Origin of the sequence: Streptomyces sp. Y2F8-2, from assembly GCF_014905555.1 — a bacterium.
Taxonomy (GTDB): domain Bacteria; phylum Actinomycetota; class Actinomycetes; order Streptomycetales; family Streptomycetaceae; genus Streptomyces; species Streptomyces cynarae.
This window is the reverse complement of record NZ_BNGS01000001.1, coordinates 841,665-858,046: the sequence shown is the minus strand read 5'-3', so window position 1 is coordinate 858,046 and position 16,382 is coordinate 841,665. Positions and strand designations below refer to the sequence as shown.

Annotated in this window: 16 protein-coding genes; 8 read left to right on the top strand and 8 right to left on the bottom strand. The window is 74.0% G+C overall.

The window, feature by feature from the left end; genetic code table 11:
- Positions 1 to 125 precede the first annotated feature (125 nt).
- From SY2F82_RS03840 to SY2F82_RS03815, 6 genes are all read left to right on the top strand, one after another.
- Positions 126 to 632, top strand: a complete 507-nt coding sequence (locus SY2F82_RS03840) for a PhzA/PhzB family protein (protein ID WP_308437743.1) — start codon at positions 126 to 128, stop codon at positions 630 to 632.
- A gap of 94 nt (positions 633 to 726) precedes the next feature.
- Positions 727 to 897 carry a hypothetical protein gene (locus tag SY2F82_RS03835; RefSeq protein WP_200417826.1) on the top strand — a complete coding sequence of 57 codons (171 nt, stop codon included), beginning with the start codon at positions 727 to 729 and terminating at the stop codon, positions 895 to 897.
- Between the two features lie 44 nt (positions 898 to 941).
- Positions 942 to 1,283, top strand: coding sequence for a hypothetical protein (locus SY2F82_RS03830; protein WP_200417472.1), 342 nt, complete (start codon positions 942 to 944; stop codon positions 1,281 to 1,283).
- Positions 1,284 to 1,300: 17 nt separating this feature from the next.
- Positions 1,301 to 1,897 carry a phenazine biosynthesis FMN-dependent oxidase PhzG gene (gene phzG, locus SY2F82_RS03825; protein ID WP_236041087.1) on the top strand — a complete coding sequence of 199 codons (597 nt, stop codon included), beginning with the start codon at positions 1,301 to 1,303 and terminating at the stop codon, positions 1,895 to 1,897.
- Between the two features lie 96 nt (positions 1,898 to 1,993).
- Positions 1,994 to 2,836 (top strand): PhzF family phenazine biosynthesis isomerase, encoded by an 843-nt coding sequence (locus SY2F82_RS03820; protein WP_308437742.1) that lies wholly within the window; start codon positions 1,994 to 1,996, stop codon positions 2,834 to 2,836.
- A gap of 85 nt (positions 2,837 to 2,921) precedes the next feature.
- Positions 2,922 to 5,438 (top strand): helix-turn-helix transcriptional regulator, encoded by a 2,517-nt coding sequence (locus SY2F82_RS03815; protein ID WP_200417470.1) that lies wholly within the window; start codon positions 2,922 to 2,924, stop codon positions 5,436 to 5,438.
- A 75-nt stretch (positions 5,439 to 5,513) separates the two neighbouring features.
- On the opposite strand, the gene SY2F82_RS03810 is transcribed toward SY2F82_RS03815, so the two are convergent.
- The 5 genes from SY2F82_RS03810 to SY2F82_RS03790 all read right to left on the bottom strand — a co-directional run bounded on the left by SY2F82_RS03810 (position 5,514) and on the right by SY2F82_RS03790 (position 11,929).
- The gene (locus SY2F82_RS03810) at positions 5,514 to 6,719 is read right to left on the bottom strand and encodes a 3-deoxy-7-phosphoheptulonate synthase (protein ID WP_200417469.1); all 1,206 of its coding nucleotides are present in this window, start codon (positions 6,717 to 6,719) and stop codon (positions 5,514 to 5,516) included.
- On the bottom strand, positions 6,716 to 8,683 hold the full coding sequence (locus SY2F82_RS03805; protein ID WP_200417468.1) for an anthranilate synthase family protein: 1,968 nt from the start codon (positions 8,681 to 8,683) through the stop codon (positions 6,716 to 6,718). Before SY2F82_RS03805 ends, SY2F82_RS03810 begins: the two co-directional genes overlap by 4 nt.
- Positions 8,680 to 9,342, bottom strand: coding sequence for an isochorismatase family protein (locus tag SY2F82_RS03800; protein ID WP_200417467.1), 663 nt, complete (start codon positions 9,340 to 9,342; stop codon positions 8,680 to 8,682). The genes SY2F82_RS03805 and SY2F82_RS03800 overlap by 4 nt, the downstream gene beginning before the upstream one ends.
- A 69-nt stretch (positions 9,343 to 9,411) precedes the next feature.
- On the bottom strand, positions 9,412 to 10,455 hold the full coding sequence (locus SY2F82_RS03795) for a hypothetical protein (protein WP_200417466.1): 1,044 nt from the start codon (positions 10,453 to 10,455) through the stop codon (positions 9,412 to 9,414).
- 226 nt (positions 10,456 to 10,681) lie between these two features.
- Positions 10,682 to 11,929, bottom strand: coding sequence for a cytochrome P450 (locus SY2F82_RS03790; RefSeq protein ID WP_200417465.1), 1,248 nt, complete (start codon positions 11,927 to 11,929; stop codon positions 10,682 to 10,684).
- Positions 11,930 to 12,187: 258 nt separating this feature from the next.
- Here SY2F82_RS03790 and SY2F82_RS03785 point away from each other — a divergent pair, with 258 nt between their 5' ends.
- The gene (locus SY2F82_RS03785) at positions 12,188 to 12,538 is read left to right on the top strand and encodes a nuclear transport factor 2 family protein (protein WP_200417464.1); all 351 of its coding nucleotides are present in this window, start codon (positions 12,188 to 12,190) and stop codon (positions 12,536 to 12,538) included.
- 73 nt (positions 12,539 to 12,611) lie between these two features.
- Positions 12,612 to 14,255: a DHA2 family efflux MFS transporter permease subunit gene (locus SY2F82_RS03780; RefSeq protein ID WP_200417463.1), complete on the top strand. Its 1,644-nt coding sequence runs from the start codon at positions 12,612 to 12,614 to the stop codon at positions 14,253 to 14,255.
- 145 nt (positions 14,256 to 14,400) lie between these two features.
- On the opposite strand, the gene SY2F82_RS03775 is transcribed toward SY2F82_RS03780, so the two are convergent.
- The 3 genes from SY2F82_RS03775 to SY2F82_RS03765 are packed head-to-tail and all read right to left on the bottom strand — an operon-like array spanning position 14,401 to position 16,377.
- Positions 14,401 to 15,735 (bottom strand): aromatic acid/H+ symport family MFS transporter, encoded by a 1,335-nt coding sequence (locus tag SY2F82_RS03775; RefSeq protein ID WP_200417462.1) that lies wholly within the window; start codon positions 15,733 to 15,735, stop codon positions 14,401 to 14,403.
- Positions 15,736 to 15,740: 5 nt separating this feature from the next.
- Entirely contained in the window at positions 15,741 to 16,082 is a 342-nt protein-coding gene (locus tag SY2F82_RS03770; RefSeq protein ID WP_200417461.1) for a hypothetical protein, read from the bottom strand.
- A gap of 7 nt (positions 16,083 to 16,089) precedes the next feature.
- A complete protein-coding gene (locus SY2F82_RS03765) occupies positions 16,090 to 16,377 on the bottom strand; it encodes a phosphopantetheine-binding protein (RefSeq protein ID WP_200417460.1) in 288 nt (95 codons plus the stop codon).
- Positions 16,378 to 16,382: the final 5 nt, after the last annotated feature.

Sequence of the window (16,382 nt, the reverse complement as noted above, 5' to 3'; positions counted from 1 at the left end):
TGCGTGGGCAGGACGTTGCCACGCGCGTATAGACGAAATATGGCAGCGCGCTCCCCGGCTATAGACACCCGTCCCACGGTGGCGGGCGGCAGCACCCATCCGTCCGTACGACGCCGGAGGACACCGTGTCCGACACCGCACAGCTGAACGGCACCGCCGACACCGCGGTCTTCGCCGACGAGGCCGAACTGCGGCGCGCCAACCGCGCCGCCGTCGAGACGTACATGCACACCCTGGGCCAGGACCGCCTGACGCGGCATCACCTGTTCACGGAGGACGGGGTGGGCGGTCTGTGGACGGCCGACACCCCGGGCCCCATCGCCATCCACGGCCGCGACCGTCTGGGCGAGCACGCCGTCTGGTCGCTGCGGTGCTTCCCCGACTGGGTCTGGTACAACATCGAGATCTACGAGACGCAGGACCCGAACCGCTTCTGGGTCGAGTGCGACGGCAAGGGGAAGATTCTGTTCCCCGGCTATCCCGAGGGCTATTACGAGAACCACTTCATTCACTCGTTCCTGCTGGAGAACGGAAAGATCAAGCAGGCCCGGGAATTCATGAACCCGTTCAACCAGCTCCGTGCGCTCGGCATCGACGTCCCGCAGATCAAGCGGGAAGGAATTCCCACCTAGTCCCCGCCCTGGACGGCCGGTGCCGAAAGGTCCGTGCCGGACAGCCCGCGTCGAAGAGTTCGCGTCGAAGAGTTCCCGGCGACGAGGAGTCGTGGTGTCCCCGAAGGAAAAGGCTGCACGCCGCCGGGCCCTGGGCCGCACGCGGCGAACCACTCGGTACGGCCTGCCGCGGAGCCTGGACGTCTGGGCGCACTGTGCGCCGATCAGGCTCGCCGGCTGCGAGGACGTGCCGAACGAGACGCACATCCTGCGCGGCATCGACTGACGGCGGCGGCCACCGCCGCCTCACCCGAGAAAGGTTTACATGTCATGAGGGCCATGGTCGCCTGGTGGGATCTGAGCGCATCCGACCAGACCATCCAAACCCTGCGGAACTTCCTGCGCGACGAGGCCGTCGACGCATGGAACCGCCAGCCCGGACTGATCTACAAATTCTGGATCGCCGACCAGGAGCACAACCGCTGGGGCGCCGTCTTCATCTGGGAATCGGCCGAGGCGTCCGCGCCCCCGCACCCGCGCAGCGCCGCGGAACTCATCGGCTACCCGCCCACCCAGCGCGCGGTGTTCGACATCGAGGCCGTCGCGGAAGGCATCCACGAGCTGGCCGGCATCTCCAGCCTCGCGGGCCTCGGCCGCGCGCTGCAGGTATGAGCACGACGGAGGCGCACGTGACCGCGACGCCCGTGGACCCGCCCTTCCCCGACGACCCCATCGGGCTGCTCAGAGACTGGTTCGGCACGGCCGCCGAAGAAGGGGTGCGGGAGCCGGGAGCCATGGCGCTGGCCACCGCGGACGAGGGCGGCCGCCCCTCCAGCCGTACCGTCCAGGTCAACACGATCACCGACCGCGGCCTGGTGTTCACCACCCACGCGGGCAGCCGCAAGGGCCGCGAACTCGCCCGGCGCCCCCGGGCGTCCGCGGTGCTGTACTGGCGCGAGAACGGCCGCCAGATCGTCCTCGAAGGCCCCGTCGAGCGGCTGCCGGACGCCGAGGCGGACCACCTGTGGGCCGTGCGCCCGGTGGGCACGCACGCCATGTCCACGGTCTCCCGGCAGAGCGAACTTCTTGACGACGAGGAGCGGCTGCGCGCCGAGGCCGCCCGGCTCACCGGGCTCGGTGCCCTGCCCCGGCCGGAGTCCTTCGCCGGATACCTGCTGACCCCCGACGCGGTGGAGTTCTGGCAGGCCCGCACCGACCGGCTGCACCACCGGCTGGTCTACCAGCGGACCGACCGGGGCTGGACGACGAGCCGCCTGCAGCCGTGACGCGCCCCGGCCCCGCACCTCGGGGTGCGGGGCCGTCCCCCCTCCCTACGACAGAAAGGTGACGGACATGGCTCCGGCGCCCGCGCGATTGGACGGATGATGCACGCCTACATGGTGGCTGACGCCTTTACGAGTACGCGTCTCGAGGGCAACCCGGTGGCCGTTTTTCTGGACGCGGCCGACATACCCGGCCCGCGGATGCAGCGCATCGCCCGGGAGATGAACCTGTCGGAGACCACCTTCGTGCTGCCGCCCCAGGAGGGCGGCGACGCGCGCATCCGTATCTTCACCCCGGTCAACGAGCTGCCCTTCGCGGGTCATCCGCTGCTGGGCACGGCCATCGTGCTCGGTGAGTCGGTCCGGGCCAACCGGCTCCGGCTCGAGACGGCGATGGGAGTGATCCCCTTCGTCTTCGACCGCGGCGACGACGGGAGGATCGTCTCGGCACGGATGCGGCAGCCCATCCCGACCTGGGAGGTGTACGAGCACGCCGACGAACTCCTCGCCGCTCTCGGCCTCGACTCCTCCACCCTGCCGGTGACCGCGTACCGCAACGGCCCCCGGCACGTCTACGTGGGCCTCGAGAGCATCGAGGCGCTCTCCGCCCTGGAACCCGACCACAAGGCGCTCGCCAAGTTCCCGGACATGGCCGCCAACTGTTTCGCCGGATCCGGCACGCAATGGCGCAACCGCATGTTCTCGCCCGCCTACGGCGTCGTCGAGGACGCGGCGACCGGATCCGCGGCCGGCCCGCTGGCCCTGCATCTGGCCCGGCACGGCCTGGTCGAGTTCGGCCGGCAGATCGAGATCCAGCAGGGCGTCGAGATGGGGCGCCTGTCCACCATGCTCGCCACGGCGTCCGGCCGGGCCGACCACGTGGAGTCGATCGAGGTGGGCGGCTCCGCGGTCATCGTCGCCCGCGCCGGACTCATGGCCTGACACCGGCGTGAACGACGCCACGGGCGCCCGGCACCCGGCCGGCGCCCGGCACCGGAGCACCCAGCGGACAAGGAGTGACCGCACCATGCCGATCACGCCGTACGCCGGCGCCGCATGGCCCCTCACGGCCAGGGAGACCGAACTGACGGACGTCGCCGCCGCGGTGGAGCGCGGCGGCGCCCTCCTCGTCGGAGAGCCCGGCACCGGAAAGAGCCGGCTGCTCGCCGCCGCCATGCAGGCGGCACGGCACGCCGGGCACACCACCGTGTGGCTGCACGACCCGCGCGCCACCGACCTGGACCGGCACTTCGGCGAGGCGGACGGCGGGGGCCGGACCGTCGTCGGGGCCGACGACGTGCACCTGCTGGTACCGGGCGCGGCGGAGCGGCTGTACACGCTGGTCCGCGCCGGCCGGGCCGCCCTGCTCGGGGCGGCCCCGTCCGGCATGCCGCTGCCGGACGGTGTCTCCCGGCTGTGGGTCGAGGGCCGGGTCGAGCGGATCCCCGTCGAGCCGTTCGACCCGGCCGCGGCCGAGGCCCTGCTGCGGGCCCGGCTCGGCGGCCGGATCGCCCGGCCGAGCCTGGACGGGCTGTGGTCGCTGACCCTGGGCAACGCCCAGTTCCTGTGCGAGATCGTCGAATCCGCGCTCGCCGAGGGCGGCCTGCGGCTCGACGGCGACACCTGGCAGTGGCACGGCCCCGCCGGCGAGCCCTCCGACCGGCTCGCCGAGATGGTGCGGCTGCGGCTCGGCCCGCTCGCCGACGACGAGGCGGAACTCGCCGCGATGATCGCCCTCGCCGGACCCCTGGAGGCCGGTCTGGCACCGGTCGAGGACCTCATCCACGCCGCCGAGTCCCTCAACCGGCGCGGCGTCGTGGTCACCGAACGCGACGGCAAACGGCTACGGCTGCGCCTCGCCCATCCGCTGTACGCGCCCGTGCTCACCGCCGGGCTGCCCGATCTGACCGCCCGGCGGCTGCGGCTGCGGCTGGCCGAGGCCATCGAGGCGACCGGCGCCCGCCGCACCGACGACGGTCCGCGCACGGTCGCGCTGCGGCTCGCCGCGGGCGACGAGCTCCCGCCGCACCGGCTGCTCGCGGCGGCCGACGCGGCCCTGCGCCGCCGGGACTTCGCCCTCGCGGAGCGCCTGGGCCGCCTGGGACTCGCGGCGCAGGGCGACCGGGACCACGGCGGGGGTGGTCCCGGTGCCCTGCTGGCGCGGGCGCTCGCCGGGCAGGGTCGGCACGGGGAGGCGGAGGAGGAGTTCGCCCGGGGAACCGGGGACGAGGCGGCGCGGGCCCTCAACCTGGCCTGGGGCCTGCACCGGGTCCCCGAGGCCGCCACGCTCGTGGAGACGGCCGCCGCGAGGCGCCCCGACGACCCCGAGCTGCTCGGTGCCCGTACCGTCCTGCAGTTGCTGCGGGACGACACCGGCGGCGCGGCCGGCACCGGGCTCCCGGGCCCGGACGCCGCCGCCCTGGTCGTGCCGCCCGTGGCGCTGGCACGGATCGAACGCGGCGACGCCGCCGGCGCGCTCGCGCTGCTGCGGCAGGTGCGCGACCGGATGGACGGCTGGGACGCCGAACACCGGCTGGCGGCCCGGCTGCTGACCAGCCGCGCCGCGTTCCACGCCGGCCGGACCGCCGAGCTGTCCGCCGCACTCGACGGGATCCGCCACGACAGCGCGGGCAGCCGCGGCGAGATCCGCGGCGCGGTGGTGCGGGCCCGCACCTACCGCAGCGCCGGGCGCTACGACGAGGCCGTCGCGCTGCTGCGGCGGGCCTGCGCCCGCGACGACCGCGCCGACTGGTTCACCACCCCCGCCTGGACGCTCTCCCAGCTGGCCGGTGCGCTCGCCGAGGCCGGTGAGCACACCGAGGCCGTACGGACCGTCGTCGAGGCCCGCGCGGTCGAGCGGCAGTCCGTGGCCTACCCGCTCGCCGTGGACGGCGCCGCCCTCGAGCACGCCCTCGTCCTCGCCTACACCGGCGACCTCGCGGGCGCCGCGCGCCGCGCCCGCGAGGTCGCCTCCCGAGCGGCCGCGGCCGGGCGTCTGCAGCAGGCGGTCACGGCCCTGCACCTGGCGGGCCGGGTCGGTGACGCGGCGGCATCCGCCGCGGACCTCGCCCGGCTGGTCCGCGAGGACGACGGCGGGTACCCGGCGCTGCTCGCCACCCACGTCCGGGCCCTGGCCCGGCGCGACGGCGACGCGCTGGACACGGTCGCCGACCGGTTCGCCTCGTTCGGCGCGCCGCCGCTCGCCGCCGAGGCGTCCGCGCAGGCCGCCCGCGCGCACCAGGCGGCCGGCCGCCGTCGCCGGGGCCGCGCCGCACGCGTGCGGTGCGCGGAGCTCCTCGCCGCCTACGACGGTGAACTCCCGCCCTGGGCGCCCGCATCGGCGTCCTGGACGGAACCCGCCCCGGGCATGGCCCGGCTGACCGCCCGGGAGCGCGAGGTCGCCTCGCTGGCCGCCTCCCGACTGTCCAACCAGGAGATAGCCGACCGGCTCGTCGTCTCCGTGCGCACGGTGGAGAACCACCTGCACCGGGTGTACGGGAAGCTCGGCGTCACCGCCCGCACGGAGCTCGCCCACCATCTGTGAGCCCTCCTCTCTCGTCCGTCCTCTCCGTGAAGGGCCCCGGCCGTCCGGCCGGGGCCCTTCACGCGGCCGGCTGCCTCACCCGGCCACCGGGGTGGCCAACTCGCCGACCAGCCGGGCCAGTTCCAGCGTCTGGCTGCGGTTGAGCCGCGGGTCGCAGGCCGTCTCGTAGCGGAGCGGCAGGTCGGCCGGGGCGACGCCGGCGCCGACGCACTCCGTGACCTCCTCCCCGGTCATCTCCAGGTGCAGGCCGCCCGCGTGCGTGCCCAGCGACCGGTGCACCTCGAAGAAGCCGGTGACCTCGTCGAGGACCGCGTCGAAGTGCCGGGTCTTGTGCCCCGACGGCGCGTTGTAGGTGTTGCCGTGCATCGGGTCGCATATCCACACCACCTGCCCGCCCGCCGCGGCGACGCTCTCCACCAGCGGCGGCAGCGCGTCCCGCACCCGGTCGGCGCCCATCCGCGCGACGAGCGTGAGCCGGCCCGGCTCCCGGTCCGGGTCGAGCCGCTCGACCAGGGCCAGCACCTCGGCGGGCGTGGCCGTCGGGCCGACCTTCACCGCGACCGGGTTGCGGATCCGGGACAGGTACTCGATGTGCGCCCCGTCCGTCTGCCGGGTCCGCTCGCCGACCCACAGCAGGTGTCCGGAGCCCGCGTACGAGTCGCCGGTGCGGGCGTCCGGCCGGGTCAGCGGGCGCTCGTAGTCGAGCAGGAGCGCCTCGTGCGAGACGAACATCTCCCGCTGCCCGAGGGCCGTGCGCCGTTCGGTGAGCAGCGAGCGCACGGCGTTCAGCGTCGCCCCGGCCGCCGCGTACACCTGCAGCATCCGGTGCGGGTCCGGGGTGCGGGCCTCGGCGGTGAACTCCGGGCCGTTCACGGCGTCGCCCCGGTACGACGGCAGGGTCACCCCGTCCCGGGTCTCCACCGGCTGGGAACGGGGTTTGGCGTACTGGCCGGCGAGCCGCGCCACGACGACGACCGGGAGGAACATCGCCTCGCTCAGCTCGTCGGCCGTACCGAACAGGGTGTCCATCTTGCGTGAGACCGTGCCGAGCGACAGGTCGCGGAAGGTCTCCGCGCAGTCGCCGCCCTGCAGCACGAACGCCTTGCCGGCCGCGACGGCGGCGAGCCTCCGGCGCAGGACGTCGCACTCGGTCGGCAGCACCAGCGGCAGCGCGGTCCGCAGCCGCTCCCGGACGGTCCGCAGGGCCTCGGGGTCGGGCCACACCGGCTGCTGGAGCGCCTCGGGCACGGCAAGGGACGACGGGGGCAGAAGGGCGCTCATGCGACTTCCTCGCGTTCCGAGTAGGGGAGGGGTGAACGGAGACGGGCCGGGAACAGGCCGCTGACCAGGCGTTCGAAGGTGTGCACGCCGGCCCGCGACATGACGGACTCGGGATGGAACTGCACGGACGCGAAGCCCGCGCCGCGCAACCCGTGGACCTCGCCGGTGGCCGGGTCCCGGGCGACCTGGACGGGGCCGGGGCGGGCGGCAGGGCCGGGGAAGGCGTCCGCCGCGCTCACCGCGGTGAACGTGTTGTAGAAGTAGACGTCCTCGCGGTGCCCGAACAGGTCGATGGTGCGCTGCACGCCTTGGTTCGGCACGTCCTTGCGGACCAGTTCCAGGCCGAGCACCGAACTGAGGATCTGATGGCCCAGGCACACCGACAGAAACGGCGTGCCCCGGCGCAGCAACTCCCCGGTGAGCGCCCGCATGTGGGCGATCTTCGGATGGGCGGTGTCCCGGGGGTCGCCCGGTCCCGGGCCCACCACGACCAGGTCGTTGCCGTCGAGGTCGTACGCCTCGTCGAACCGGCGCACCACGACCTCGAGCCCCAGGGCCCGCATCAGGTCGGCGCCCATCGCCGTGAACGTGTCCTCGGCGTCCACGAACAGGGCCCGCAGCCCGGCCAGCGGCGAGCCGGCCGTCCGCCGTCGCCGCGGGTCGGCGCGCCAGAACGGAGCCAGCGGTTCGTTGCGGGCGGACAGGGCGAGGGCGACCGCGGGCAGCAGGCTCAGCCGGCGGGCGGCCGCGGCGGCCGGGGACACCTCGCCCGGCTCCGCCGCGGCGGCGCCCGGGTCGCCGTGCACCACGGCCAGCAGGCCCGCCGCCTTGGCCCGCGTCTCGGCGGCCTCCGCGTAGGGGTCGGAGTCCCGCACCAGGGTCGCCCCGACGCTCAGCCGCAGCGTGCCCGCGGCGTCCACGTCGGCGGTGCGGATCAGGATCGCCGTGTCCAGGGCGCGCTCACCCGCGGCGTCCCGGCCGATCAGCGCGGCCACGCCCGCGTAGTAACCCCGGCCGCCCGGCTCGTACTTGGAGATCACCCGGCAGGCGCTCTCCAGGGGGCTGCCGGTGACGGTCGGCGCGAACAGCGTCTCGTGCAGGACGGTGCGCACATCGAGCCGGGAGTGCCCCTCGACGAAGTACTCGGTGTGCGCGAGCCGGTCCATGGCGCGCAGCCGGGGGCCCACCACGCGGCCTCCGCCCTCGCAGATCCGGCTCATCATCTTCAGTTCCTCGTCGACGACCATGTACAGCTCGTTGGCCTCCTTGTGGTCGGCCAGGAACTCGAGGAGGCCGTCGGCGGACGGGCCGGACTCCGGGTAGCGGTAGGTGCCGCTGATGGGATTCATCACGGCGGTGCCCGCGTCGAGGGTGATGTGCCGCTCGGGGCTCGCGCCGAGCAGCGTGCGCTCCCCGGTGTGGATCAGGAAGGTCCAGTAGGCGCCCGCCGAATGGCGCAGCAGCCGCTTGAAGAGCGCGAGCGCCGCCTGCGGCGACCAGTGGTCGAACTGCGTCACGAAGGTGCGCTTGAGGACGAAGTTGGCGCCGGCGCCGGTGCCGATCTCCTCGTCGACGACGCGGCGCACGGCGTCGGCGTAGGCGTCGTCGTCCAGGTCGAAGCCCAGGTCGCGGGCGCTCAGCGGCACGTCGGGGAGCCGGTCGAGCACCTCGCCGACCGGTGCCGAGGTCTGCCGCTCGATGCTCATCACCGTCAGCGGCGCCCCGTCGTCGGGCGCCTCGAAGCCGCGCTCGGCGATCTGCCGGTAGGGCAGCAGCACCAGCGCCTCGTGGCGTGCGCGCCCACCGGGCGCGGGCAGCGGCACCTCGGCGAGGGTGTCGGCCTCGTGCAGGGTGCCGGTGAGCAGGTCGATCCGCTCGGCGGCCGTCTCCGGGCGGTGCAGCAGCGCGAACGCCGCGGGCGGGGTCGGACCGGTCAGCGCGTCCAGCAGGTCCGGGTACGTCATCGCAGGGCTCCGGTGGTCTGAAGGGCCAGGGCGTCGCACACGTCGGCCGTGGTCACGACCATGGCGCAGCGCTTGGCCGCGTACTCCACGGCCATGCGGTGGTCCCGCTCGCTGAAGTCGGCGACGGCGTCCGCCACGAAGAACGGCTGGATGTCGTGCGCCATGGCCTCGCAGGCGGTCTGCAGCAGGCCCACGTGTGCGTACACGCCGCACAGGATCAGCTGGTCGCGTCCGCTGTCGCGGAGCAGGTCCAGCAGCCCGGTGCGGAAGAAGGCGCTGGGGCGCCACTTGGTGAAGACGGTGTCGCCGGGGGCCGGCGCCAGGGACGCGGGGATGTCCCGGTCGGCCGCGGTCGCGCGCATGCCCTCGCCCCAGAAGTCCTTGAGCAGGCCGCGTTCGGCGGGCGTCATGCTGCCGGGCTGGGCGGTGTACGCCACCGGCACGCCGGCGACCGCCGCCGCGCGCCGTACGGCGGTGGCGTGGGCGAGGAGTTCGGGTCCCGGGGAGCGGTCGCCGAAGCACCTGAGGAAGTAGTGCTGCATGTCGTGGACGAGCAGCAGCGCCCGGCGCGGGTCCACCGTCCAGGAGACGGTGTTCTCGGGCAGGTCGGCGCGGGTGGGCAGGGAATAGGGCGGTACCGGCGGAATGGTGTTCGCCATGGTCCGGGCCTCCTGGGTAGGGAACGGGACTTCAGGTGGGGCGCAGCCCGTGCGGGCACGGGAGTGGTGTCAGGGCAGGGCCGCGGTGATCTCCAGGACGGCGGCGCCCGCTTCCAGCCCCGGCGTGGCGGCGGTGAGCAGCAGCCGGTCGCCGGGCGCCGCGCGGCCCGTGGCGCACAGCTCCTCCAGGGCCGGCACCAGGTCGCCCGCGCCGGACGCGCCGGTGAGGGTCGCGGCGAGATCGCCCCGGGCGACGCCGGCCTCGGCGAGGACCTGGTCCTCGGTGCGGGTACGCAGCGCGGCCCAGCCGGTGCCGGGCGGGATGCGCAGGTCGTAGTGGCCGGGGTCGCAGTTCTCGGCGACCGACAGCACGCGGGCGAAGCCGCCGAGCCGCGAGACGACGAGCGCGTGGCCGGTGGGTGCGGCCGGGGCGGTGGCCGACGCGTGCGGGTCGTCCCGGACACCGAGGTCGCCCCGGGTCTCAGGTGCGGGGGCGGCCGGGTCGGATCCGGTGATCAGGACGGCGTCCTTGCCGCCCGGTGCGCGCAGCAGATGGGCGCACAGTCCCAGCGCGGACAGCAGGGAGAGCTGTCCCTGGCGCAGCTCGGCCGCGGTGACGGCCCGGCCGAGGGTGCGGTGCAGGACGTAGTGCGGCACCGACAGGTGCGCGGGGCCGGCCGGAAGCGTGCTGCCGTGCAGAAGCGCACCGAACCGTTCGTACGGCAGCCCAGCGCGCGTCAGGGCGGTCCGGGCGGCGTGCACGGCGGCCTCGGCGCCGGGCCGGGCCGTGGTGTCGTCGCCGTCGGCCTGGGACCGGGCTGCCGTGTCGGCGGGTTGGACGTCGGGTCGGGCCGCCGCGTCGCCGGGTTCGGCCTTCGGGCAGGCTGCGCTGTCGTCGTGGTCGGTCTTCGGCCGGGCCGTGGTGTCGTGGCGGGCGGCCTGGGACGACCGGGCCGCCGAGTCATGCCCGGTGGCCGTCCAGGACCCGGAGGTCGACCCGGGTCCGGCCGTGGGCGCGGCGCCGGGACGGGCGAACGCGCCCGGTGGGCGGATGTGCGCGGTGGCCGGGCGCCAGGTGCCGATGCCCGCGAGATGAATGTGTCCGGCTCTCACCCCGTGCCCTCCTTTCGGTGCGGTGACCGGCGGAGAGCAGCACAACACGCGGGCGATACCCGTCTCTTGAGTGGACGTCACTCACAAACGTCCGGGCCCGGCCCGGCAGCGCGTGGGCGTCGGCGGCCCGTGCGGGCGGTCGGGCGGCCCACCCGTGGGGCCCGGCATGCGACCGGGCCCGGGAGGAGGCCTCCCGGGCCCGGCGCGCCGGATGGGGGACTGCCGGTCACCAGGTGACCGGGAACCGCTCCAGCCTCCTGCTGGCCGCGCCGGGCACGAACCGCAGCTCCTCGTCGGGCACGGCGAGCCGCATACCCGGGAAGCGGGTGCGCAGCGCCAGCAACGCCTCCTGGATCTCGATGCGGGCGACGGGGGAGCCCAGGCAGTGGTGCACTCCGAAGCCGAAGGCCATCTGGTGGCTGCCGTTGTCCCGGGCAGCGTCGTGGTCCAGCGGGGCCGGGAAGGCGGCCGGGTCGAAGTTGGCCGCCTGGGTGGCGGCGACGATCACCTCGCCCGCGCGGATGAGGACGCCGCCCACCTGCATGTCCTCCGTCGCCTGCCGGGCCAGCGTGCCGCCGAAGTTGCCTATGGGCAGCCGGCGGACCAGCTCCTCGACCTCGGCGGCCAGTTCCGTCCGCTCCGTGGGCACGCTCAGCAGACCCTCCGGGCGGGCCAGGATCTCCCGCAGGCAGAGGCCGAGCTGGGCGACGGTGGTCTCGAAGCCGGCGACCAGCAGGGTGCCGCCGAGCGCGACGATCTCCTGATCGGTCAGGGCGTCGTCCTTGTCCGAGGGGCCCTGCCCCGCGGCGGCGAGGATGCTCAGCAGGTCGTCGCCCGGCTCCTTGCGCTTGGCCGCCACGAGCTCGCCGATGTACGCGAGCAGGGCCTGGTGCGCACCGGCGTCGAAAGGCCGGTCGGGTCCGGTCGGGGCGATCAGCGCGTCCCGCCACGCCTCGAAGCGGTGCCGGTCCCCGAGCGGCACGCCGAGCAGTTCGCAGATGACCCGGACCGGAAGCAGCATGCAGAACTGCTCGTTGATGTCCGCGGGGCGCGGTCCGGCGGCGAGGTCGTCGAGCAGTTCCCCGGCCATCTCGGCGATGCGGGGCCGCAGCGCCTCGCTGCGGCGCGCGGTGAAGCCCCGGCCCACGATCCGGCGCAGCCGGGTGTGGTCCGGCGGGTCGAGGGTGAGGATCGAGGTGCCGACCCGCTCCACGGCAAGGACCTGCGCGCCGTCCGAGCGGGCGGCGGCCTGCCGCGAGGCCCGCGCGTCGGTGAGGACGGCGCGGACCTCCTGGTAGCCGGTGACCAGCCAGGCGGGACGGCCGCTGGGCAGCCGCACCCGGGTCACCGGGTCGCCGGTCGCGAGCTGCGCGTAGGCCAGGGCTCCGTCCGTGCGGGACTCCTCCTCGCCGAAACGCAGTGGGAATTCGGGAAGCAATTCAGCCGTGTCTTCCGAGGTGACGGTTTCGGTCATCGCGGTGAAATTCCTTCGGTGGAAGCCATTCGGATCCGCGGCACCGTACGACCCGTCCGGGTCCCCGGACAATGTACGCAGTCGAACGCCCGGCCGGACTTATTCCGTGTGCAAGTCCGCTGTGCAAGTGAGGACTTCGCGCTGCCCCCGAAGCGGAATGCACTGCCACAATTCCCGGACGGCAGGCCCGTGCGCACCGGCACGCGCGCACCGCTGCCGCCTGCCGTTCGCACACCGATGTGGAGAGTGAGTACGCGGATGACTGAACGCGAAACCGCCAAGAGCCCGGAGGACCTGCTGCGGCTCTTCATCGAACGCGGCAACGCCGGGGACGTCGAGGGCCTGCTGGCGCTGTACGAGCCGGACGCCGTGGTGGCCGTCCCGCCGGGCCGCGAGACCACCGGCCACGAGGCGCTGCGCGCGGTCTACACCCAACTGCTGGCGAAGAAGCCCAAGTTCGACGCGGGCACGGTGCTGCCCGTGCTGCGCAGCGGCGACTACGCCCTGACGACGGCGCGCACCGGCGACGGTGGCGCCCGTGCCGAAGTGGCCCACCGCCAGCCCGACGGCACCTGGCTCTGGATCATCGACCGGCCGTTCTTCGGCTGACTCGGTCCGCCGGGGGCGGCGGCGACGCGTCCGGCCGCTGCCGCCCGCACCGGACCGCTTCCCAAGGAGTCACATGAACACGAAGCTGCGCGGCAACCCCTGGGCCATGCTGACGGTGCTGTCCCTCGGCTACTTCATGACCATGCTCGACATGACGATCATCAACGTCGCCGTGCCGAGCATCTCCGGCGATCTGCACGCCTCCCTCGCCGACATCGCCTGGATGATCAACGGCTACGTCATCGCCGTGGCGGCGTTCCTCATCACCGCGGGACGCCTCGGCGACCTCTGGGGGCCGCGCAACCTCTTCCTCGGCGGCGTGGTGCTCTTCACCGTGTCGTCCATGGCCTGCGGCCTGGCCCAGAACACCGAGCAGTTGATCGCCGGCCGGTTCGTGCAGGGCCTGGGCGCGGCGCTGCTGCTGCCGCAGACCATGACGTTCATCATCGCGGTCTTCCCCGCGGAGCGGCGCGGCTCGGCGCTCGGCGTGTGGGGCGCGATCGCGGGCGTGGCGACCGTCGCGGGCCCCACGCTCGGCGGGCTGCTGATCACCGTCGCCGACTGGCGCTGGGTGTTCTACATCAACCTGCCCATCGGCGTGGCCGTCCTGGTGCTCGGCCCGCTGCTGCTGACCGACGTGCGTCCCGGCCGCCGGGCCTCGCTGGACCCGCTCGGCGTGCTGCTGCTCACCGTCGGCCTGGTGCTGCTCACCTACGGCCTCGCCGAGGGCCAGCGCTACGACTGGGGCACGGTCGACGGCTGGATCACCATCCCAGGGGTCCTCGCCGCCGGTGCCGTGGTGCTGCTGCTGTTCCTGCTGGACCAGCGACGCAAGCAGGGCCGCTCCCCGCTGGTCCCGTTCGAGCTGTTCAAGGACCGCAACTACACGCTGATGAACGGCGTGAACGTCCTCGTGTCGCTGTGCACGGTCGGTGTCTTCCTGCCGCTGAACATCTATCTGCAGTCGGTGCTGGGCTACAACGCGCTCAAGACCGGTCTGACGATGGCGCCCATCGCCGTCGTCTCCGTCGCCGTGGCCCCGGTCGCCGGGCGTCTCGTGGACCGGGTCGGCGGCAAGTACATCCTGGTCGCCGGACTCGTACTGTTCATCGCCGGCATCGGCTCGGTGGCGTTCATCGCCGAGGTGGAAACGCCCTGGTACGCCTTCCTGCCCGGGTTCGCCGTCGCGGGCGCGGGCGTCGGCTGCACCTTCGGGCCGATGCAGACCCTGGCCACGTACGACGTCCCGCACCGGCTCGCCGGGGCCGCGTCCGGAGTCCTCAACAGCAACCGCCAGTTCGGCTCCGTCCTCGGCGGTCTGGTCGCGGTCGCCGTGCTGCAGAACCGGCTGCTGGCGGACGTGACCCCGCGAGCCGCCGACGCGGCCCGCGCGCTGCCCGCTCCGCTGCGCGGGCGGTTCGTGGACGAGATGACCGGGGCGGCGGCCGGTGCCGCGGCCGGAGGCGGCCGGTCCGCTCCCGCGCTGGCCCGCGAAGCCTCGCCCGAACTGGCCCGGAAGATCACCGACCTGGCGTCCACCGTGCTGTCCCACTCCCTCGTGGCGGCCCTCGTGCCCGCCCTGTTGGTGGTCTGCGGAGCCATGGCGCTCGGGGTGCTGCTCGCTGCGGCGGCCCGGCAGCCCGCCCCGTCCGCAGCGGCGGACCAGAGCCAGGCCACGGCACCGACGGCCGTACCGGCCCTGCCGCCGACGGACTGAACGAAGGCCTCCGCCCGGACCGCCGTTCCCGGCACCCGGGGCGGAGGCCTCCACCCACCGACCGTCCGCTCCCGCACTCTGCCCGCCCGCCGGGTGCGGCGGGCGGACGAGGAGTTCCGGAGTGCGCCGACGGGAGGCGGGGCCGTCAAGCCGCCGCCTTCACCGGCTCGGAGGACGGCGCGGCAGGCGCAGCGGCCGGGGTGCGGCGTCGGCCCGGGAGCAGCAGGACCGAGCCGGCACCGAGCACGGCGGGCACGGCGAAGGCGTAGAAGTTCACCGCCGCACCGACGTCCGCGGCGACCAGCAGCCCCCCGACGGCCGGCCCGGCCACCGCCCCGAACCGCCCGATCCCGAGCGCCCAGCCCAGCGCGGTCGCCCTGATCTGCGGCGGATAGTGCAGCGCCACATAGGCGTTGACCAGGATCTGGGTGCCGATCGTGCCGCATCCGGCGACCGCGACGAGCAGATACAGCGCGGGCGCGTACGTCGCCCGGCTGAGCAGGGCGATGGACACCGCGGCGGCGGCGAAGGAGAGCGCGGTGACCGGCTTCATGCCGATGCGGTCGCCGAGCGGCGCGAGCAGCAGCGAGCCGGCGACCGCGCCCGCGTTCATCGCGACGAGGAACAGCAGCGACCCCGACAGCGGGTATCCCGCCCCCTTCATGATCTCGGGCAGCCAGGTGTTCAGTCCGTACACGAGGAGCAGACCGAAGAAGCTCGTCAGGGCGAACAGCAGGGTGGCCCGCAGGTGGCGGGGTGAGAACAGGGCGAGTGTCACCGCCCGCGCGGAGGCCCGGCCCGCGGCCGGCACGGTGGGCGCGGCCCGGCCGGCGGTGAAGCGCCGTGCCACCGCCTCCGTCTCGGCGAGACGGCCCTCGTTCCGCAGGAACGCCGCCGACTCCGGCAGGTACCGCCACAGCAGCGGCACCACCAGTACCAGCGGCAGCACCCCGATCCAGAACATGACGCGGAAGCCGTAGCGCGGCAGCAGCGGCATCGCCAGCACCGCGGCGAGGATCCCGCCGACCGAATAACCGGAGAACATCAGCGCGTTGTTGAGGCTGCGCCGGTGCGGCGCCGAGCACTCCACGGTCAGGGCGATCGCCGTGGGCATGACTCCGCCCAGGCCCAGACCGCCGAGCGCCCGGAACAGCCCGAACCAGCCGGGCGTGGGGGCGAGCGCACAGGCCGCCATGGCGAGCGAGAACCACGCCACGCTGATCAGGACGGTGCGGCGGCGCCCCAGGACGTCCGCGACCGCGCCCGCGCACAGGGCGCCGACCAGCATGCCGAACAACCCGTAGCTGCCGATCGCGCCCGCCTCGGCGGGCGTCAGGTGCCACGGCTCGTAGCGGAGCAGCTCCGGCACCACCGCGCCGTACACGATCAGGTCGTAGCCCTCGCACACGATCGCCGCGAAGCAGAGCCCCACGACCAGCAGTTCGCCGCGTCGCGCACGGGGGAAGAGAGCCGTCGTCATGGCGCTCACACCCCCGCTGCGGCCGCGAGCGGGGCGAGCTCGCGCGCCATGGTGCGCACGTCGCCCGCGATGCACCGGGCTATCCCGGGCAGCCCGTCCGACACGGGCAGCCGACGGGACCAGGAACGCGGCTTCGCCGGACCGTCATGGGTCATCCGGAATTGCAGCTGGAACGAGTCTCCGGATTCCCGCAGATGCACGTGGAAATGCGTGTCGGGGATGTCGAGCGTCACCTCGTCCCCGACGCAGGAGAAACGGACGAGCTGTTCCACGTCGGCATCCAGCAGATGCCGGGCGAGCCGGGCAGCCGTTCCGTCGACACGGAATTTCCGTACTCGGGTGGCCATGATTTCCTCACCTCTCCCCGTTCCCGGAGTTCCCGGAGTTCCCGGAGTTCCCGGAGTTCTCGGCGTTCTCGGAGACGAGCCGGGCCCAGGCGTTCACGGTGGGCTCGGCGGCCAGGTCCTGGTACTTCACCCGGATCCCGGCGCGGCGCCAGCGCGAGCCGAGCCGCATGACCTGGAGCGAGGTCAGCCCGAGGTCGACCAGGCGGGCGTCGCCGGGGACCTCCTGCGGGGCGGTGCCGAGCAACTCGGCGACCGCCGCCCGCACCTCGTCCTCGGCTCGGGTGGTGCTGTTCATGGGAG